Raw genomic sequence first — 17,314 nt, 5'->3', positions numbered from 1 at the left:
CTCCAACGTCAGTCAAACTTCCAGTTCAACCCGACGCGTAACATCTGCCCATCGTTCTTGAACTTGGAATCATAGCCAGTCCCTGCTCCACCGCTGCCCGGAATCACCGCAACGTTCAGCTTGTCTTCACCCAGGTCGTAGTACAGGTATTCGGTCTTGAACGACAGGTTCTTGGTGATGGCCTGTTCGATACCAGCTCCCACCGTATAACCCATCTTGAAATGGCTCTGGTCGCCGCTGAACTGGGTATTGCCGGTGGGGCCGAACATGTCGACGCTCTGGCTGGTTTCGCCATAGGCCAGACCCGCCGTACCGTAGACCAGGGTGTGGTCGAACGCATAACCGAAGCGACCGCGCAGGGTCCCAAGGTACTTGATCTTCGATTCGAATTTATTGTTCAGCGCCAAGCGGGTGTTGAGTTGAGCGGTGCCGATGTTTCGGCTGTCTTGCAGATCGGTATGGGAGATATCCGCTTCGATACCGGCCACCCACTGGCCGAACTGGTAGTTGTAGCCGAACTGTATGCCACCTAAGAGGCCGTTGCGGTCCAGGTCCACACGGCCAGGGCGTGCACCGCCATTGATGTTGGCGATGTTCGGTGCGGCCTGGCCTTTGGTATCGACATCGCCGTCGCCACCAAAGCCGTAGCCGGCACTCAAGCCGCCGTAGAAACCGGTCCAGTCCGTCGGGCCTTCGGACGAATAGGCATCCGCCGCCTGGGCGCAGGTTGAAGCAACAACAGTCAGTGCCGTAGCGGCAAGTAAACGCGTGATCATGTGCAGAGCTCCTAGGTTTTTTAGTGGTGTAACAGGCACAGCGTCGCCGCACGCCGAAGGCAATCGGCGCGAGGAATGAATTCATTTCGAGGGGTATTACTGAGCCGAACGGCTCGGGATGAGGCTACTGACCGAGGAAGCGGTAATCGGCGCTGTAGGGCTCCAGGTGCAGCTCACCGACCTGGGCACAACTGCCGCTGAATACTCCGCCCAAGGTATGCAGGCGTTCCACCGCGACCACCTGTTCCAGCTCGCCGTCGCCCTGATGGCTCACTACACCAAGGCGTAGCAGCGGAATGTCCTGGGCACTCGCCCCCGGTGCCTGGGCAATGACCTTGCCGACCACTGCGCTGCGGTCATCCAGTTGCCAAGTGGGCCCGGCGAAATGTCGGCCAACGGTCTTGCCATTGATCATCAGCGTGGCAAGCGGCTCACGAAACTGCCAGGCAAGTTGACCACTGTTGTCACGAGCACAGGTATAGATCTGCACGCCGGCAGCCCGCACGGTCATCAGCACTTTCCTGGCCGCGTCGTTGGCAGGTTCCGGCAAGTCCTGTGCCTGTGCCCGCTGCGCATCGACCGCGCAGATGACCAGCACAATCAGACCGATCACTTGCACGACCAGCAGCGCCAGACGATTCCGTCGGGTGATGGCATCAGGATCGGTATCACTCATTTTTCGCCTGCCAGGAGAAGGGTCAAGAAGCGTCTGGTTAATCATGTTGAAGTCCGTCGGTAGCGGCTGGTTATCAGCGTCTGCAGGATGAACAACCGACCCGAACGGTTTATTCCCGACTATTTTTCAAGCCGGGTAAAAACCTCGCCTACCAGACTTCGATCTCCAATTCCGCGAGCTGACTGGCCGGTGTCGGCACGGCCTTGCCGCTGTGCATCACACCCTGGCGTGGCGGCTCGCGCTTGAGGTTCGGCACCGGTATCCGCCCGCCTCCGCGTACCGTTTGAGCGCCGACCATCGCGAACTGGCCATTGGCGAAGTTCAGCCCCACGCCATTCTGGCGCTGGAAGTAGATCCACCAGCGTTCCTCCTCAAACTTCATGAACGCGAACCCACGGGGATACGCCGCTTCGCCATAGTCGTCAAAGGTCATCGCGGTGGCGAAACCCAGGCCATGCCCGTCGGAACGACTGAGGTATTCCTTGTTCAGGTAATCACTGCCGCCCTGCACGTGAAACACCCGGTAAGTGAGGTCATCAAGTTGATCGATCAGGATCGAACAACCACTGAAGTCCGGCGTGAACACGTACCCGGTCGCCCCAGGGTTGACCGGGATATCGCAAAAATCGCCCTGGGGAACCCAATGCCCCATCAGCGGCCGTTCGATCTTGCCAAAATCACCCGGCTTATCCAGGGTGGCCAGTCGGTATCCACCGGCTCTATGGCTGTTGACGTCAAACACGTTGATCCCCTTCACAAGGCTTGGAGGAATGCGTTTGGCGGTCATGAAGTTCTGTTGCAGGAAGGTCTTGGTGGACGACAACGCGGTCATGCACGTGTTGGTCATAGGTGCTCCGGATAGAAGAAAGATGCCGACGTCTCGCCAATCCTTGTAAACGCCGTTCGAATCACGGGAAATCATCAGAAGAACACCCTCCCCGGACGCTTTATTCCATGATTTCGTTTAATCGGAATTCGTCTTTTCCATGCAGATAATTGTCTTCTTCCTACGCCCTATCAGCCGGTAGCCTTCGGCCCTGCGATGCCTTGCGCACGCACGAACACCGGCTGTTGCTACAGCATCGGTGCCTGACCCCCAGTGCTCGATAGATGGCGCCCACGTGAAAAAACTCTCGATAGTCCTCTTGCTCGCAGGCTTGCTCCAGTTGCCGCATGCCCTGGCGGCGCCAGCCACTATTGGCGTGATCGCCTATGCGGAAAAACCGCTGAAGCTGATACGCGCCACCAGCCTCTACACCGTGGGCGCCGGCACCCGGCTGCAAGGGGGCGATATCCTGCAGACCGGTACGGCTGGTGTGCAGATCGAAGGCATTGCGTCGACGACCCTGGCATTGGGTCCCGATACCCGCATCCTGATCGCCACCCACCGCACCGCCGCACAAATCAATCTGCTCAATGGCTGGCTGAAGCTGCAACCGGTGGCGGGCAGCACGCACGCCAACCTGGCAGTGACCACCGGTGCCCTGGCGTTCACCGCCACCCAAAGTTCAAGCGTGATTCACGTGACCCCACGCCAGACCGAGATGTTCGTCGAGGACGGCAGTCAGGTGGTCAATGAGCTAGACGCCCACGGCAAAGGTGAGCACAGCGTCACCCTGGGCCATGAAGACTTTGCACAACGCAGCGCCGGCAGCGCCCTCAAGATCGTGCCTCGTCCCGAGCAGGCATTTATCGACGCCCTGCCCCGCCAATTCCTCGACCCGCTGGTGCCGCTGGGCAAGAAAATCCCTGCCGCATCCGAGCCGAAAAAGGAGCGTGACGTCACCTACGACGACATTGCCCCTTGGGTTGTCAGCCCGCTCAATCTCAGCCAACAGATGCTCGCCAACCGCTTTGCGCCGCGCCTTAACGACCCGACGTTCCGCCAGGCGGTGAAGGTCAACCGTGGCGGGGTGCTGGAGTGGGAGCTGGAGCTGTTGCGCCTGGAACGTCGCAAGAATGCGCACTGATCCCCATCACGTCGGTCCCCGAAGGTCTTTATGAAACTGTCGCTTGCGGTCAAATTCAACGTGGTGTTCCTGGCGGTGTTTATCGTCGGCTTTATCGCCACCAGCCTCTCAACCCATTACATGCTGCAACAGAGTGCGCGCCGGGAAACCCTGGAAACCGCACGCATGCTGATGCGCTCGGCCTCCGCCGCCAGCACCTATACGGCCGAGCAGATTGTGCCGCTGCTGGAGAACCGCCTGAAGTTCCAGTTCCTGCCGCAATCGGTTCCTGACTTCGCCGCCATTTCGCACCTGCAGGAACTGCTCAAGTCTTATCCGGACTATGCCTACAAAGAAGCCACGCTCAACCCCACCAACCCGCGCGACCTGGCCAACGACTGGGAAAAAACCTTGATCAGCACCCTACGCAGCCAGCCGCAGACCGATGAGATGGTGGGTGAGCGCGCCGATGACAAAGGCACGTCGCTCTACATCGCGCGACCGATCCAGATCAAGGACGCGGCCTGCCTGGCCTGCCATAGCACGCCAGAGGCCGCCCCCAAAACCATGGTCGACATCTACGGGCCGGTCAATGGCTTCGGCTGGAAACTCAACGACACCATCGGTGCGCAACTGGTCTCGGTGCCACTGGACCTGCCGATGCAACGCGCCAGAAGCCTGCTGCACAGCTACATGATGTCGATGCTGGGGATTTTCGCCGTGTTGTTCGTGGCCTTGAACGTGGCGGTGCACCTGTTTGTCACCCGACGCCTGCGGCAGATGTCGGTGCTGGCTGACCGCGTCAGCCTGGGGGAAGTCGATGTGCCGCCGATGGACATCAGCGGCAACGACGAGTTGGCGCGCATGGGCCAGTCCTTTGGCCGCATGCGCACCAGCCTGGCCAGCGCCATGAAGATGCTTGAGGAATAGGGCCGCGACCATGCTTGAACAACTCGGCAAATACCGCATCGACAGCGTGCTCGGAAAAGGCGCCATGGGCACGGTGTACAAGGCGTTCGACCCGAACATCGCCCGCACCGTGGCCCTCAAGACCATCCGCAAGGAACTGTTCGGCGACAGCCAGCACGCCGAGTTGGTCAGCCGCTTCAAGAATGAAGCGCAGGCCGCCGGCCGGCTGATGCATCCCAACATCGTCGCGGTCTACGACTACGGCGAGGACGAGGGCTCGGCGTATATCGCCATGGAGTTCGTCGAAGGCACACCGCTCAACACCTTGCTGACAGCACAAACGGCCCGTGACCTCAGCCACAGCCTCGGCTGGATGCGCCAGTTGTTGCTGGCCCTGGAGTACGCGCACTCCAAGGGCGTGGTGCACCGCGATATCAAGCCGGCGAACCTGCTGATCACCGCCGACAACCACGTCAAGGTCACCGACTTCGGCGTCGCACGTCTGGACTCCTCCACGCTTACCCAGACCGGCTCGATGATCGGCACCCCCAGCTACATGTCGCCGGAACAGTTCTGCGGCGAGTTGATCGACGGTCGCTCCGACGTGTTTTCCGCCGGCATCGTGCTGTACCAACTGCTCACCGGCGAGCGACCGTTTTCCGGGTCGGCCACCATGGTCATGCAGCAGATTCTCAACCAGACGCCGGTGGCACCGTCGAGTTTGAACCTGGCCCTCGATCCGGCGTTGGACAGCGTGATCGTCCGCGCCCTGGCCAAGCGCCCGGCCGACCGCTATCCCTCGGCGCACGCCTTTCTGGATGACCTTGAAGCGCTGCTCGGCACCACCACCGGCAGTTGGACCAGCGCCGACATCGACGATGATCGCACCGTGCTGATGCGCCCCAACCAACCCTTGAGCAGCGGCGTGACAGCGTTAGCGACCGAAGCCGTGGAAACCCTCACACCCTGGAAGCTGGCCGTGATGCCTGAGCTGGAGTCACTGCTGTCCCACCAGATCGGCCCGCTTGCACGCTTTCTGGTGCGCAAGAGCCTCAATGGCGCCGATGACTTCGAGGGTATCTGCGCCGCATTGTTGCCTCATATCCCGTCGGAGCGCGGCCGTGAGCAGTTCGCCAGCGCCAGCCAGTCGCTGTTCCAACGCCTCAACCCGCCGACTGCCGCGCCCGAGGTCGTGACTGAACCCACCGCGATCGTTCCGAACACCGAGGTGATCCCTGCGCCAGTCGACCCCGACTTCGCGCACATGGCCGAACGCCGGCTGGCGGTGCTGATCGGTCCCATCGCCCGCATCGTGGTCAGTCGCGCCTTGCGCGCAACCTCTCTGCGCCAACCCTTTTTGCAACGGTTGGCCGAGTCAATCGAGAGCGAGGCCCAGCGCCTGGCGTTCCTCCACAGCTTCGAGCCCCTGCCATGACCGACTCCCCCCTCAGCGCCTGCGGGCCCCATCGTCTGGCCTGCGCGGTCGCTTATGGGGCCAGCGATGTCGGCACGGTACGCCAGAGCAACGAAGATAACTTTCTGGTGGAGCCCAGCCTCAGGTTGTTTGCCGTGGCTGACGGCATGGGCGGCCATGAAGCCGGCGCCCTGGCGAGTGCCGAAGCCTTGATCAGTTTGCGCCAGGCGCTCAACGCCGACCGTGTCGACCCACTGAACGACGGCAGCGACCCGGACGCCACCTGGTCGGACCCGGACATGCAAGCTGCCAGCCGCCTGCACAACGCCATCGACCAGGTGAACCAGTGCGTCTACCAGCAAAACGTGGCACGCCAGATGAGCGAAGGCAGCGGCATGGGCACCACCCTCACGGGAGCATGGCGCCCGCATGCCGGTGGTCCACTGTTGGTGTTCCATGTGGGCGACAGTCGTTTGTACCGCTACCGCGACGGTGAGTTGAGCCTGCTGACCCGCGACCAGACCTGGTATCAACAAGCCCTTGAGGCCGGCAAAGTCGACCGCTTGCCGGCACGCAACCTGCTGTTGCAAGCGATCGGCCCGGGACCACGGGTAGAACCGCAAGTACGCGTGCAACCGGTGCAGCCCAACGACCTGCTGATGCTGTGCAGTGACGGCCTGCACGGTTGCGTCCCACACCAGGAAATGGCCCAGGTGCTGGCCGCTGCGGGCCGCGACACGTTGGACACCGCCTGCCAACGGCTGATCCACCTCACCCGCGAATACGCCGGGCGCGACAATGTCACGGTGCTGCTCGCCTGGTTCGACGGCTGAATCGTCTATGGCAGCTTGAACGCCTCGTCCACCGGCACGCGGTAGCCGGTGGCCAGGCGGTTGGTTTCGTTGGCCATGCCGACCACGGCCTGCAACTCGCCGAACATCTCGTCGGTCATCCCCGCCTTGCGCGCCGCCGCCGTGTGGGACGCGATGCAATACGGACAATTATTGGTCACGCTGACAGCCACATAGAGCAGCTCCTTGGTCAGCGGGTCCAATGCCCCCGGTGCCATGATTTCCTTGAGGCTTTCCCAGGTCCGGCGCAGGGTCGGCGGGTGGGCGGCCAGGCACTTCCAGAAGTTGTTGACCTGATCGACCTGGCGCGTGTGCATGATGTCGTCATAGACCGCGCGCACTTCGGGGCTGGCATCGGCGTATTCGGTGAGGTGTTGAGTCATGGGATTTCCAAGGCGGATGGTAAGTGTTCTGGAATACCGCGCCGCCCCCATTACTGGCAAGTGAAGCCTGATAATCCTGGATGACGGAGTTGACGAACGGTCATGCGAATGTTCAGATGCCGGCCTGTTTCAGGTGCCCCCTGCCGCCGTGCTTGGGGTGAAACGGGAAACCGGTACGCTCTTTTGAGCCAGTCCGGTGCTGCCCCCGCAACGGTATTCGCGTGACCCCTTCGACACACCACTGTGGCCTGCGTGCCATGGGAAGGTGAAGGGTTCCATACGCGAGAGCCCGGAGACCGGCCTGGAATTTCTGTTAGGCAAACTCCTGCGGTGGGCGGGCATGGGCCGGTGTCGGCGTGTGCGCGATGCCTTCTCCTGCGTGCTTCTGCGAAGATACTTTCGAGAAGACTATGATTCGACGTTCCCTGATCCCTTTGTTCGGCTCGCTGTTCAGTCCCCTGTTGCTGGCCGACGACAACACCCTGGTGCTCAACCAGCAGATCGTCTCCGCTCCTTCCGTGGAATCCACCACCGTCGCCGCCATGGCCCAGTACGGCAGCAAAGTGGAGATCGTCACCCGCGAACAGATCGAACGCGCCGGCCCCGCCGCCGACGTGACGCGGGTGATGCAGATGTTCATCCCCGGCCTCTACGTGGCGCCGAAAAACGGCCCGTTCGACTACGGCACTTATTCCCTGCTGGGCGGGCGCAACGATGACACGTTGATCCTGCTCGACGGCGTGCGCCTGAACAACCGCCTGTATGGCGGCCTGTACCTCGATACGCTGCCGGCCAACGCTATCGAGCGCATCGAAGTGCTCAAGGGCGGCCAGAGCCTGTTGTTCGGCACCCAGGCGGTGTCGGGGGTGATCAACATCGTGACGCGCAGCCCGCAGACCCGCGAGGCGTCCGGTGAAGTCAACCTGGGAGTCGATACCTTCGGTGGCACCACCGGCGATGCACGGGTCGAGAAGATCTTCACCAACGGCTGGGGCGACCTCGGCGTGCTGGCGTATGTCAGCCGCAACGCCTCCGAGGGCTACCAGCCGTTTCGCAACAGCGACTACAGCGGTCGCGTCAGCGACAAAAAGCGCTCGTACGAAGTGACCACCTTCGGCACCAAGGCCATCCAGTCGTTTGGCGATGACTCGCGCCTGGAACTGTTCTACCAATATGCCGATGCCAACCTTGATTTCGCGCGGCCGGTAAACAACTACAAGACCACCAACGACCGCGTGCAACAGATCGCCACGGCCACTTTCGAACAGGCGATCAACGAGCGCCTGAGTTATTTCATCAAGGGCCATATCAACGACTGGGACACACGCTACACGCGAATCGATAACACCGCGAATGGCGGCCGTAATGTGCGCAATCACAATGACTACTGGGGCTTTACCGATTGGGGCGTGCAGGCCGAGGGCAAGGCCGAGTTGCCAGGCGGCCATGTGCTGGTGGTGGGCAGCGACAATCAGTGGTTCAAGGGCCAGGACGATGTACTGGTGATCGACGACAACAAGGCCCAGGCCCATGCGCTGTATACGCAACTGCGACCGCAGATCGACGCATTGCCCAACTGGCACCCCAGCCTCGGCGTGCGCCATGAAGCCATGAGCGGCGGCGACAGCGCCACCGTCGGCATGCTCACCTCACTCTACGATCTCAACGACCACTGGGCCCTGCGCGGCCAATACGGTACGGCCTACAAACTGCCCAACGCCGAGCAGTTGTTCGTCAACGAGCCAGGCGACGAAATCGGCAACCGCAATCTCAAGCCGGAGAAAAGCCGCAACGCCGAGCTGGGTATCGATTACAAAGGGTTGCTGGCCGAGCGTGATTTCAGCGCCAGCGTCACGCTGTTCAAACGCAAGATCACCGACCTGATCACGCTTGACGATGTGCAGTGGGTCAACGGCCAGGGCCAGATCCAGATGCGCGGCTTCGAGGCCGACGCCAAGCTTGCGCTCAACGACCAGTGGAGCCTGCAAGCCGACATGACGCGCAACCTCACCGAATCGCGCACGGGGGTTACCATCAACGATATCCCGAGCTTCTTTGCCCGTTCACGTATCGGTTTCGAATCGGAAAACCGCTTATGGGGCGCAGGTACTGCGATCCGCTATATCCGCGACATCACCAGCTCGAAACATGTCGAATACGGCCACTACTCCGTGGTGGACGCCGATGCCTATCGCTACCTCGACAACGCCCACCAGCACCGCCTGAGCCTGCTGGTGGAAAACCTGTTCGACCGCGACTACGTCACCAGCCGCGCCAGCAACGTCGACAACCTCGGCCGCCCATTCACATCGGAGGTGCGTTACACGTATCGCTTCTGATGACTGAGATCACCAAAATCGACGGGGTGGACTCCCATCCCGACTGGTCCCGCATACCGGACCACGCCCGCCATGTATTCCTGTGCACCGGCCCACGCTGTACGCAGCGCGGCGCCTTGCAACTGTGGAAAACCCTGCGCCGCCGACTGCTGGAACATGAGCACATCGAAGTGTCCGGAGGCGTGCTGCTGACACGCACCCATTGCCAATTTCCATGCAATCTCGGGCCGGTGCTCACGGTGTATCCCGAGCGTTGTTGGTATGGCGTGCGCAGCAAGGCCGATGTGCTGCGCCTGGTGGATGTGCACCTGGTGGGCGGCGATGTGGTGCAAGACCTGTTGATCAAGGATGCCCCATGAAACACCCATGGTTTTGGCTGGCCGCCCTGCTCTGCGGCACACCCGTGCTGGCAGACACTTATCGCAACTGCGCCCAGGACTGGAGCGTGCCCCCGTCACCGCCTTCGCGCATCGTGGCGCTCAACCAGCACGCCGCCGATTTGCTGCTGGCGCTGGATGCAGGGCCTTCGCTGGTGGGTGTGGCTTACCTGGACGACAACGGCATTGCACACCGGCACGGCGAGTACTTCGACGTACCGGTCATCGCGGCGAAATACCCGTCCAGTGAAGTGCTGTATGCACAGCATCCGGACCTGGTGGTGGGCGGCTTTGCCAGTGCGTTCGGTAATGGGGTCACGTCGCGCACCGGTCTGGCAAACAACGGGGTGGCGTCGTACCTGCTGGAGTCCGCCTGCGCGGGTCACTCGCTGGATTACTTTGGGCATATTCGTCAGGACTTGTTTACCCTCGGCGCCCTGCTGCACAAAACCCGGCGCGCTCAAATGCTGAGCGATGCGTTGGACGCCGACCTGGCAAACGCCCATGCGCTGATCGGGGATGCCCGTCCGCTGTCGGTGTTTTACCTGGACAGTGAAGTGGGTGGACTCGATAGCGAAGGTCAACGGGGTTTTGTCACCACCTTGCTGGCAGCTTCCGGTGCACGCAATGTATTGGCCGATATCCCGTTGTCACGGGTGACCGTCAGCAATGAAACCCTGTTGGCCAACGACCCGGACGTGATCCTGCTGGCCGACGCCCTGTGGTCACCGGCCAGCCGCAAGCGGCAGTTGCTGACCACCGACCCGGTACTTTCGAAGCTGCGCGCCGTGCGCGAGAACCGCATGATCGATATTCCCTTCACCCACGTGGTGCCCAACATGGGCAGCGGCCAGGTGGTTCTGTCATTGGCACAGCGGTTCAAGGCGCTGGCGATTCGTGATCTGCGGTAAAGAGTCCTTTTCGGATTCAGCGGTTTTTCCGAAGGAACGACGGGTGGATACTCGACTCCATTGTTTACCCCTCTTCAGGAGTTACTGATGTCCATTCCAACGCAAAACGTTCCGGCCTTCGGCCTTGGCACTTTCCGCCTGCAAGGCCAGGTGGTGATCGATTCCGTCAGCACCGGCCTGGAACTGGGCTACCGTGTGATCGACACCGCACAGATCTACGAGAACGAAGCCGACGTCGGCCAGGCAATTGCCGACAGCGGCGTGCCGCGTGACGAGCTGTTTATCACCAGCAAGATCTGGATTGCCAATTTCGCCGAAGGCCAGCTGATTCCAAGCCTGCGCGAAAGTCTGAGTAAACTGAGAACCGACTACCTGGACCTGACCCTGATCCACTGGCCCTCGCCGGAAGACCAGGTGCCTGTCGCCGAATTCATGGGCCAGTTGCTGGAAGCCAAGCGCCTGGGTCTGACCCGCCAGATCGGCATTTCCAACTTCACCGTCGACTTGATGAAGCAAGCGATTGCAGCCATTGGGGCCGAAAACATCGCCACCAACCAGATCGAACTGCACCCCTACCTGCAAAACCGCAAGGTCGTGGACTTCGCTACCGCCAACGGCATTCAGATCACGTCCTACATGACCCTGGCCTACGGCGAAGTGCTCAAGGACCCGGTGATCCAGCAAATCGCCGAACGCCATCAGGCGACCCCGGCGCAAGTGACGCTGGCCTGGGCCATGCAACTGGGCTACGCAGTCATCCCTTCATCGACCAAGCGCGTCAACCTGGAAAGCAACCTCAGGGCCCTGCAACTGACCTTGAGCGCTGCCGACATGACACAGATTGCCGAACTGGAACGCGGCCATCGCCTGACCAGCCCCAAGGGTATCGCACCAGAATGGGATTAAATCCCGGCTGCTGGCTGGGATAACTCGCGCAACCACGGCAACACCCGCAGGCCAGCAGTGGCTGCGGGTGGGTCAATGATGTCCATGAAGTGTTCAAGGTTGACGTTGTCAGGCACGCCGGGCAATCGCACCAGCACCGCCGGCGTTATGTCAGCGCGGGTGCTCAGGTCCAAGTGATCGTAGACCAGCACATGGTGCGCCTGGGGTTGAGACCCGCAAGCATGAGCCGTCAGCCCCGCATTGATGATCAGCACATCAAAGGGCACGGCCGGGATAGCGGTGAGCAACTGGGCCTCTTCAAAGGTTTCCACCGGTACGATCCGGAAGTATCCCAACCGATTGAGCATTTTCTCGATATGCAAGCGTTGCAGGTGTTGTTCATCGGCAATCAGGATGGTCAGTGCTTTGTTTGGCATGGCGAATCCCTGGGCAGGCAGCGCTCGTCAGTGAGCGAGCCCCATTTTCCAGACATACTCCGAAGACAAAATCAGGTTTATTCCTGTTCCATGTAGGAATTCTCCCAAATCCACCGAATAGCCATCCACTTCAGTCAAGCCTGCTTGATGCGCGCACTCAAGCTGTGATGCAACCTATCCACGGCGTGGCGAATGGCATCCACCGAAGCTGCCAACGCATCACGGTCCCGCCTTTCACACACGCCCTCCAGCGTTTCACAACAAGCGACCAGCGTCTGCGCCTTGACCATGCCGGCCCCACCTTTGACGCGATGGGCCAGGTCATGCAATTTGCCAAAGTCCGCTTGTTCGTGCAGCGCCGATAGCAGCAAGCGGTCCTCCGCAAGGCTATCGAGCAAGGGCGCCAGCAACTCATTGAGCCCAGCAGTATCCCCCTCCGTCAGGGCGACCAGGGTATTCAAGTCATATTCCGGCACAACATCTTTCACCACCGGCGCCGCGGTGCGCGACGCCAACGCCGTGCGCAGATCATCAAGGCCGGTCGGTTTGAAGAGACAGCCGTCCATGCCCGCCTGCCGGCAACGCTCGGTCTCCTCGGGTTGCGCGTTGGCGGTAAAACCCAGTAACAGACAACGCACCAGACCACGCTGACGCTCTTGCGCACGGATATCACGTGCCAATGTATAGCCATCCATGACCGGCATATTGCTGTCGGTGATCACGCCATCAAAATGCCCGGCCTGCCATAACGCAAAGCCTTCAGCGCCATCTTGCGCAGTGACGATGTGATGCCCCAGAAAGCTCAATTGCCGAGCCAGCAACAGGCGGTTGGCCGGGTAATCGTCAACCACCAAGAGGTTCAACGCATGAGTCGCAGGCGCAGGCACTACAGGCGTACACACCGGTGCTACCGAGGCCAACGCCAGCGTCAACGTCAGGTCCACGCGCGTGCCTTTACCCAGCACACTGCTTAAATGCAATCGACCGCCCATCATTTCGCACAGGTTGCGGCTGATCATCAACCCCAGCCCCGAACCACTGCGCGCCGATTGGTCGTGATTGCTGCCTTGGACAAAGGGGCTGAACAACCGCTGTTGGTCTTCGGCACTGATGCCAATCCCCGTGTCCTCCACAAACAACCTCAGGTTCAAATGATCACCGCTCAACGAAGGGGTGCCCTGAGCCCCCAGGCGTACTTGGCCGGTGGTCGTGAACTTGATGGCATTGCCCAGCAGGTTGGACACTATTTGTTTGAGACGCAGAGGGTCGATCAGCACCGATCGGTCGATCATCAGGTCGAGTTCAGCTTGCAACTGCAGCCCCTTGTCCCGCGCCAGCCCCTCGAACACCCGCGCCACAGAGGCCAATAGCTCATGGAGATTGGCCTCTTCCAGGCTCAGGGACAGGTGACCGGTTTCAATCCGCGCAATGTCCAGGATATCGCCAATCAATTCCAGCATGCTTCGGGACGCCATCGACGCCACTTCCAGCGCGTCCAGATCGACACGGCCCTGCTCTGCGTTTTTCAGGGCCAACTCAAGCATGCCGATCACCGCATTCATGGGCGTGCGTATCTCATGACTCATGGTCGCCAGGAACGTGGTCTTGGCACGGTTGGCGGCGTCGGCATCCTCCTTCGCTTCCTGCAGTTGGCCCAGCAGGCGCTGGCGCTCGCTGACGTCCACCCAGCCGGCGATCATACCCACGACGCTGCCATTGCTGTCACGGTACGGAAGCATCCACTGGTAAATGGTCAACACTCCGCCACCCGGCACCTTGAGCACACGATCCTGGATCTGCGGCTCGCCCTGCTCCATCAGGCTCAAGTAATCGGCATGGAACGACTGTGCCTGCGGCGGGTTGCCCGTGTCGGTTTCCACCACGGTCTTGCCGATCACATCCTCCAACTTGAAGCCAAACACAGCAAGGTAAGCGTTATTGCAGGCCATCAACCGACCCTGGCGATCACGCACGTAAATCGGATGGGGGGTGCCGTCGATCAGCACGCTCATGAATCGCATCTGATCGCTCAAGGCCCGTTCCGCCTGGGCACGCTTGTGGATCAGGTTACGCAGGTAGAGCACCCAGCCCAAGGTCACCAGCAGCAGCAAGGCGGCCAGAGCAAACCCTTGGATGATCACGTTTCGATGGCTGCTCCAATAGCTGTCTTCGATGATGATTTCACTGCGCCAACGGTTGGTCAGTTCGTCCATTTCTTCAGGTGTGATACTCAACAACGCCTTCTCGAGGATCGAATACAGCTCCAGTTGGCTACGGTTGACGCCGAAGGCCACACGCGCCGGCTCCGTGCCAACCGTGCTGGTGATCCGCAGGCGGTCTCGATAATTGCGCGCAATCATGTAGCGTGCGCTGATCAACGAAACTATCGTCGCATCGACACTCCCCTCGGCGACCAGGTCCATGGCGGCCTCAGGGTTCTCGACGTCGACAAACTTGATACCTGGATAGTCCCGGGCTATCTGTGCACCGAGGCTGTTGCCACCAATGAATGCCAGGCGTTTGCCGGGCATGTCTTCTAGGGTGAGCAGCCGTTCGTCACTGGCACGCGCCACCAACACATAGGGACTGGACAGGTAGGGTCGGGTAAAGCGGACCTTCTCGGCACGCTCGACGCTAGGCGTGATAACCGCAAGCATATCCACTTGACCGCTGCTGACCTCGTCGATTTGCCGAGGAAGAGAATTGCCGTGGACCATCTCGAACTTCAAGCCCGTGCGCAGGCTGATCCGCGACAACACCTCCTCGCTCAGCCCCGCGAATTGCTCGTGCTCATCTAAAAATGACAGCGGCATGAACCTGTCGAGCACAGCGACTTTCACCCGTGGGTGCTTCTCCAGCCAACTCTGCTCGCTGTCGCTCAGGCGCAGTCGGTCGGCCTCAAGGAAACCGCTGTCGCCAGCACTCCAACGGCGCAGGATGTTCATTTGCTCGCTGGGCGGAATGACGGCCAGCGCTGCATTGATGATATTGAGCAGTCGAATGTTGTCCCTGGAGAAAGCGAACCCGAACGGGTTGACCTCCAGCCCGGAAAAATCGGCCATGCGTACATTATTAAGGTGATGCTTGTTGATCAGATAACGGGTACTGATAACGTCGCCCAGGTAAACATCTGCCTGGCCGAACGCCACGGAGCCGATGGCTTGGTGGGTCGAGCCATACAACAGCAGTTGCGCGTCGGGGTAATAGGCTTGAACAGCGCCTGGTTGCATGTAGTGGTAAAGCATCGCCACGCGTTTGCCAGCCAGGTCGGCGCTCAGTAAATGGCTGTCACCCGCGCGGGTGACCAGTACAGGTTGATCATTGGCGTAGGAACGGGACAGTATCAGGTCCTTGTCGGCAGCTTCGTAGCCATTGGCCGATCCTACTAAATCCACCTCGCCCCGCTTGAGCGCCTCGATCACCTCATCGCGGGTGTCATAGCGCCGAACCTCGATAGGCACACTCAAGATAAGGCCGATCAGCCACGCATAGTCAGCGGTGATGCCTTCAAAATCGTTGTTGTTGCTCAGGTCAAAAGGCGCGTAGTCCGGCGCCGACACGCCCATTACCAGCACGCGTCGCTCGCGCAACCAGCGCCAGTCGCGCTCATCAAGCTCAAGGCCAGGGTTTTCAAGGGAGGAGTGGCCGAGGAGCCGTAGGGTGTGTGGCTCATCCAGGGCCATCGCTGTATAGGGCAACAGCCCGACCAACAGGATGGCCGTGAATCTCAACAACCGGGAGGTGGTCATTTCAGATCAGATGATTGCGCTGTGCGAACTTGGACAGGTGCACCACCGAAGACATGCGCAGCTTCTCCTTGAGTCGCGTCTTGTAGGTGCTGATGGTTTTGTGACTCAACAACATATCCTCGGCGATTTCCTTATTACCCAGGCCCAGAGCCAGTTTTTGCAACACGGTCAACTCGCGGTCCGACAGCGCGTCGACCAATTCTTGCTCGGTGGTCTGCAAATCGTCACGGCGCACTGAACTGGTGGCCACACTGGGAAAGCAGCTGTAGCCAGACCGGATCGCCCTGATCGCCTTTTGCAACTCGTCCAGTTCACCCGTCTTGGCCACAAACCCCATGGCCCCGGCGCGCATGCAGCGGGTGGAGAAGAACACCGCAAGGTACGAGGTGAGCACCAGGATCTTGCAAGGCAGTTCCAGCGCCTTGATCCGGCTGATCACCTCCAGCCCGCCAAGCTTGGGCATGGCCAGGTCAAGGATGATCAGATCCGGGCGCTGCTCACGCGCGCACTGCATGGCGTCTGCGCCGTTGCCCGCCTCATAGATCTCATCAAAACCTTCCTGCTTCAGCAGGTATTTCACGGTGGCGCGGATAAAAGGGTGATCGTCCACAATTAAAGCTTTGCTCATAAGACTCCCCGAGGGATCAGTACGCTTACATATCACACGGGACCTATCTACCTGTGAAAAGTAACAGTTCCGACAAACGGTGCTGATTACTCCGCACGACACTTCAGGCAGTACAGACCCCTCCTTTTGATAAAGCACGGTCAAAACGTTGAGCTGCGCCCCGTGTTTCCTGAGGCGCAAGGGCGCAACCTTAACAACGGTGCGGCGCATCAAATGAAGGGATAATCTCGATTGTTTGTAGGACTTTTCCTCACGACAGCATAGTCAGCTTTGCGCGAGACAACATCTGACACCCGGGGACTACTCAGTGGTACTCGGGCTCCAGAACGCTTGCACCACCAAGGTCGACATCGAAATTCGCGCCACCAGCGCGTCCAGTTCGTCACCGTCCACCGATGTCACGGCCAGAGTGGCTTCGATCTCCACCTCTTCCGAACCGAAGGGGCGCACGTCCACATCGCTGGCCGGGTAGTTACAGCGTGCCAGCTCTGCTTCGAGCAAGGCCAGTACGGCTTTCTGCTGGGTACGCCGGGCAATCACATAGAGGATGTTGGTGACCTCTGCCGATACCACGTCCAACGGCTGGCGGTTGATGTTGTTGACGATCGGTCGCAGCAAGGTGTTGGCTGCCAGCACAAACAGCGTGCCCAGCAGCGCTTCGAGGACCAGATCGGCCCCCGCGCAGGCGCCCACCGCCGCCGATGCCCAGAGCGTGGCCGCCGTGTTGAGCCCACGCACGTTGCCCTCTTCACGCATGATCACGCCGGCACCGAGAAAGCCGATGCCCGAGACCACATAGGCCACCACCCGCACCGCGCCTTCCGCGCCGCCGAGCCGGCTGGCCATATCGACAAAAATCGCCGCGCCCACCGCCACCAGCACGTTGGTGCGCAGGCCTGCGGTGCGCTGGCGGTACTGGCGTTCAAAACCGATCAGACCGCCGAGGACAAAGGCCGCCGTGAGGCTGACCAGGGTGTCGACCAGGGATTCGAGGTTGATGTTGTTGATTGCTTGCATAGGAAATCTTCCC

16 protein-coding genes and 1 riboswitch are annotated in these 17,314 nt (G+C 60.5%); of the genes, 8 read left to right on the top strand and 8 right to left on the bottom strand.

The annotated features are described in order from the left end of the window. Nucleotides 1-8: 8 nt before the first annotated feature. The 3 genes from CI807_RS17495 to CI807_RS17485 form a co-directional block, all read right to left on the bottom strand. Nucleotides 9-776 carry an outer membrane protein gene (locus tag CI807_RS17495; protein ID WP_095015520.1) on the bottom strand — a complete coding sequence of 256 codons (768 nt, stop codon included), beginning with the start codon at nt 774-776 and terminating at the stop codon, nt 9-11. Between the two features lie 124 nt (nt 777-900). Then, nucleotides 901-1,452, bottom strand: coding sequence for a DUF3455 domain-containing protein (locus tag CI807_RS17490; RefSeq protein ID WP_095015519.1), 552 nt, complete (start codon nt 1,450-1,452; stop codon nt 901-903). A gap of 148 nt (nt 1,453-1,600) precedes the next feature. Further along, complete coding sequence (locus CI807_RS17485) at nt 1,601-2,299, bottom strand: hypothetical protein (RefSeq protein ID WP_095015518.1); 699 nt, start codon at nt 2,297-2,299, stop codon at nt 1,601-1,603. 274 nt (nt 2,300-2,573) lie between these two features. On the opposite strand from CI807_RS17485, the gene CI807_RS17480 reads away from it, so the two are divergent. Genes CI807_RS17480 through CI807_RS17465 form a run of 4 tightly spaced genes read left to right on the top strand, consistent with a single transcriptional unit; the run spans nt 2,574 to nt 6,557 of the window. Next, complete coding sequence (locus tag CI807_RS17480) at nt 2,574-3,422, top strand: hypothetical protein (RefSeq protein ID WP_095015517.1); 849 nt, start codon at nt 2,574-2,576, stop codon at nt 3,420-3,422. A gap of 30 nt (nt 3,423-3,452) precedes the next feature. Beyond that, nucleotides 3,453-4,331 (top strand): DUF3365 domain-containing protein, encoded by an 879-nt coding sequence (locus tag CI807_RS17475; RefSeq protein WP_095015516.1) that lies wholly within the window; start codon nt 3,453-3,455, stop codon nt 4,329-4,331. Nucleotides 4,332-4,341: 10 nt separating this feature from the next. Further along, the gene (locus tag CI807_RS17470) at nt 4,342-5,745 is read left to right on the top strand and encodes a serine/threonine-protein kinase (protein WP_095015515.1); all 1,404 of its coding nucleotides are present in this window, start codon (nt 4,342-4,344) and stop codon (nt 5,743-5,745) included. After that, nucleotides 5,742-6,557 (top strand): PP2C family serine/threonine-protein phosphatase, encoded by an 816-nt coding sequence (locus CI807_RS17465; protein WP_095015514.1) that lies wholly within the window; start codon nt 5,742-5,744, stop codon nt 6,555-6,557. The genes CI807_RS17470 and CI807_RS17465 overlap by 4 nt, the downstream gene beginning before the upstream one ends. A 5-nt stretch (nt 6,558-6,562) precedes the next feature. On the opposite strand, the gene CI807_RS17460 is transcribed toward CI807_RS17465, so the two are convergent. Beyond that, nucleotides 6,563-6,958, bottom strand: coding sequence for a carboxymuconolactone decarboxylase family protein (locus tag CI807_RS17460; protein ID WP_095015513.1), 396 nt, complete (start codon nt 6,956-6,958; stop codon nt 6,563-6,565). A 114-nt stretch (nt 6,959-7,072) separates the two neighbouring features. After that, nucleotides 7,073-7,278, top strand: a riboswitch (cobalamin riboswitch). A gap of 90 nt (nt 7,279-7,368) precedes the next feature. Here CI807_RS17460 and CI807_RS17455 point away from each other — a divergent pair. The 4 genes from CI807_RS17455 to dkgB all read left to right on the top strand — a co-directional run bounded on the left by CI807_RS17455 (nt 7,369) and on the right by dkgB (nt 11,491). Continuing rightward, on the top strand, nt 7,369-9,297 hold the full coding sequence (locus CI807_RS17455) for a TonB-dependent siderophore receptor (protein WP_095015512.1): 1,929 nt from the start codon (nt 7,369-7,371) through the stop codon (nt 9,295-9,297). Further along, entirely contained in the window at nt 9,297-9,656 is a 360-nt protein-coding gene (locus tag CI807_RS17450; protein WP_095015511.1) for a ferredoxin, read from the top strand. The genes CI807_RS17455 and CI807_RS17450 overlap by 1 nt, the downstream gene beginning before the upstream one ends. Beyond that, nucleotides 9,653-10,585 (top strand): ABC transporter substrate-binding protein, encoded by a 933-nt coding sequence (locus CI807_RS17445; RefSeq protein WP_095015510.1) that lies wholly within the window; start codon nt 9,653-9,655, stop codon nt 10,583-10,585. The genes CI807_RS17450 and CI807_RS17445 overlap by 4 nt, the downstream gene beginning before the upstream one ends. An 87-nt stretch (nt 10,586-10,672) precedes the next feature. After that, nucleotides 10,673-11,491, top strand: a complete 819-nt coding sequence (dkgB, locus tag CI807_RS17440; protein ID WP_095015509.1) for a 2,5-didehydrogluconate reductase DkgB — start codon at nt 10,673-10,675, stop codon at nt 11,489-11,491. On the opposite strand, the gene CI807_RS17435 is transcribed toward dkgB, so the two are convergent. From CI807_RS17435 to CI807_RS17420, 4 genes are all read right to left on the bottom strand, one after another. Further along, entirely contained in the window at nt 11,488-11,907 is a 420-nt protein-coding gene (locus CI807_RS17435; protein WP_095015508.1) for a chemotaxis protein CheY, read from the bottom strand. The genes dkgB and CI807_RS17435 overlap by 4 nt on opposite strands. Nucleotides 11,908-12,041: 134 nt before the next feature. Then, a complete protein-coding gene (locus CI807_RS17430; protein WP_095015507.1) occupies nt 12,042-15,656 on the bottom strand; it encodes a transporter substrate-binding domain-containing protein in 3,615 nt (1,204 codons plus the stop codon). A 1-nt stretch (nt 15,657) separates the two neighbouring features. Further along, nucleotides 15,658-16,284, bottom strand: a complete 627-nt coding sequence (locus tag CI807_RS17425) for a response regulator transcription factor (protein ID WP_016977403.1) — start codon at nt 16,282-16,284, stop codon at nt 15,658-15,660. A 300-nt stretch (nt 16,285-16,584) separates the two neighbouring features. Next, nucleotides 16,585-17,301: an MgtC/SapB family protein gene (locus CI807_RS17420; RefSeq protein ID WP_095015506.1), complete on the bottom strand. Its 717-nt coding sequence runs from the start codon at nt 17,299-17,301 to the stop codon at nt 16,585-16,587. Between the last annotated feature and the right edge of the window lie 13 nt (nt 17,302-17,314).

Origin of the sequence: Pseudomonas sp. NS1(2017) (assembly GCF_002269425.1) — a bacterium.
GTDB lineage: Bacteria > Pseudomonadota > Gammaproteobacteria > Pseudomonadales > Pseudomonadaceae > Aquipseudomonas > Aquipseudomonas reactans.
Note: the sequence above shows the minus strand (reverse complement) of the source record. Positions and strands in the feature narration are given on the sequence as shown.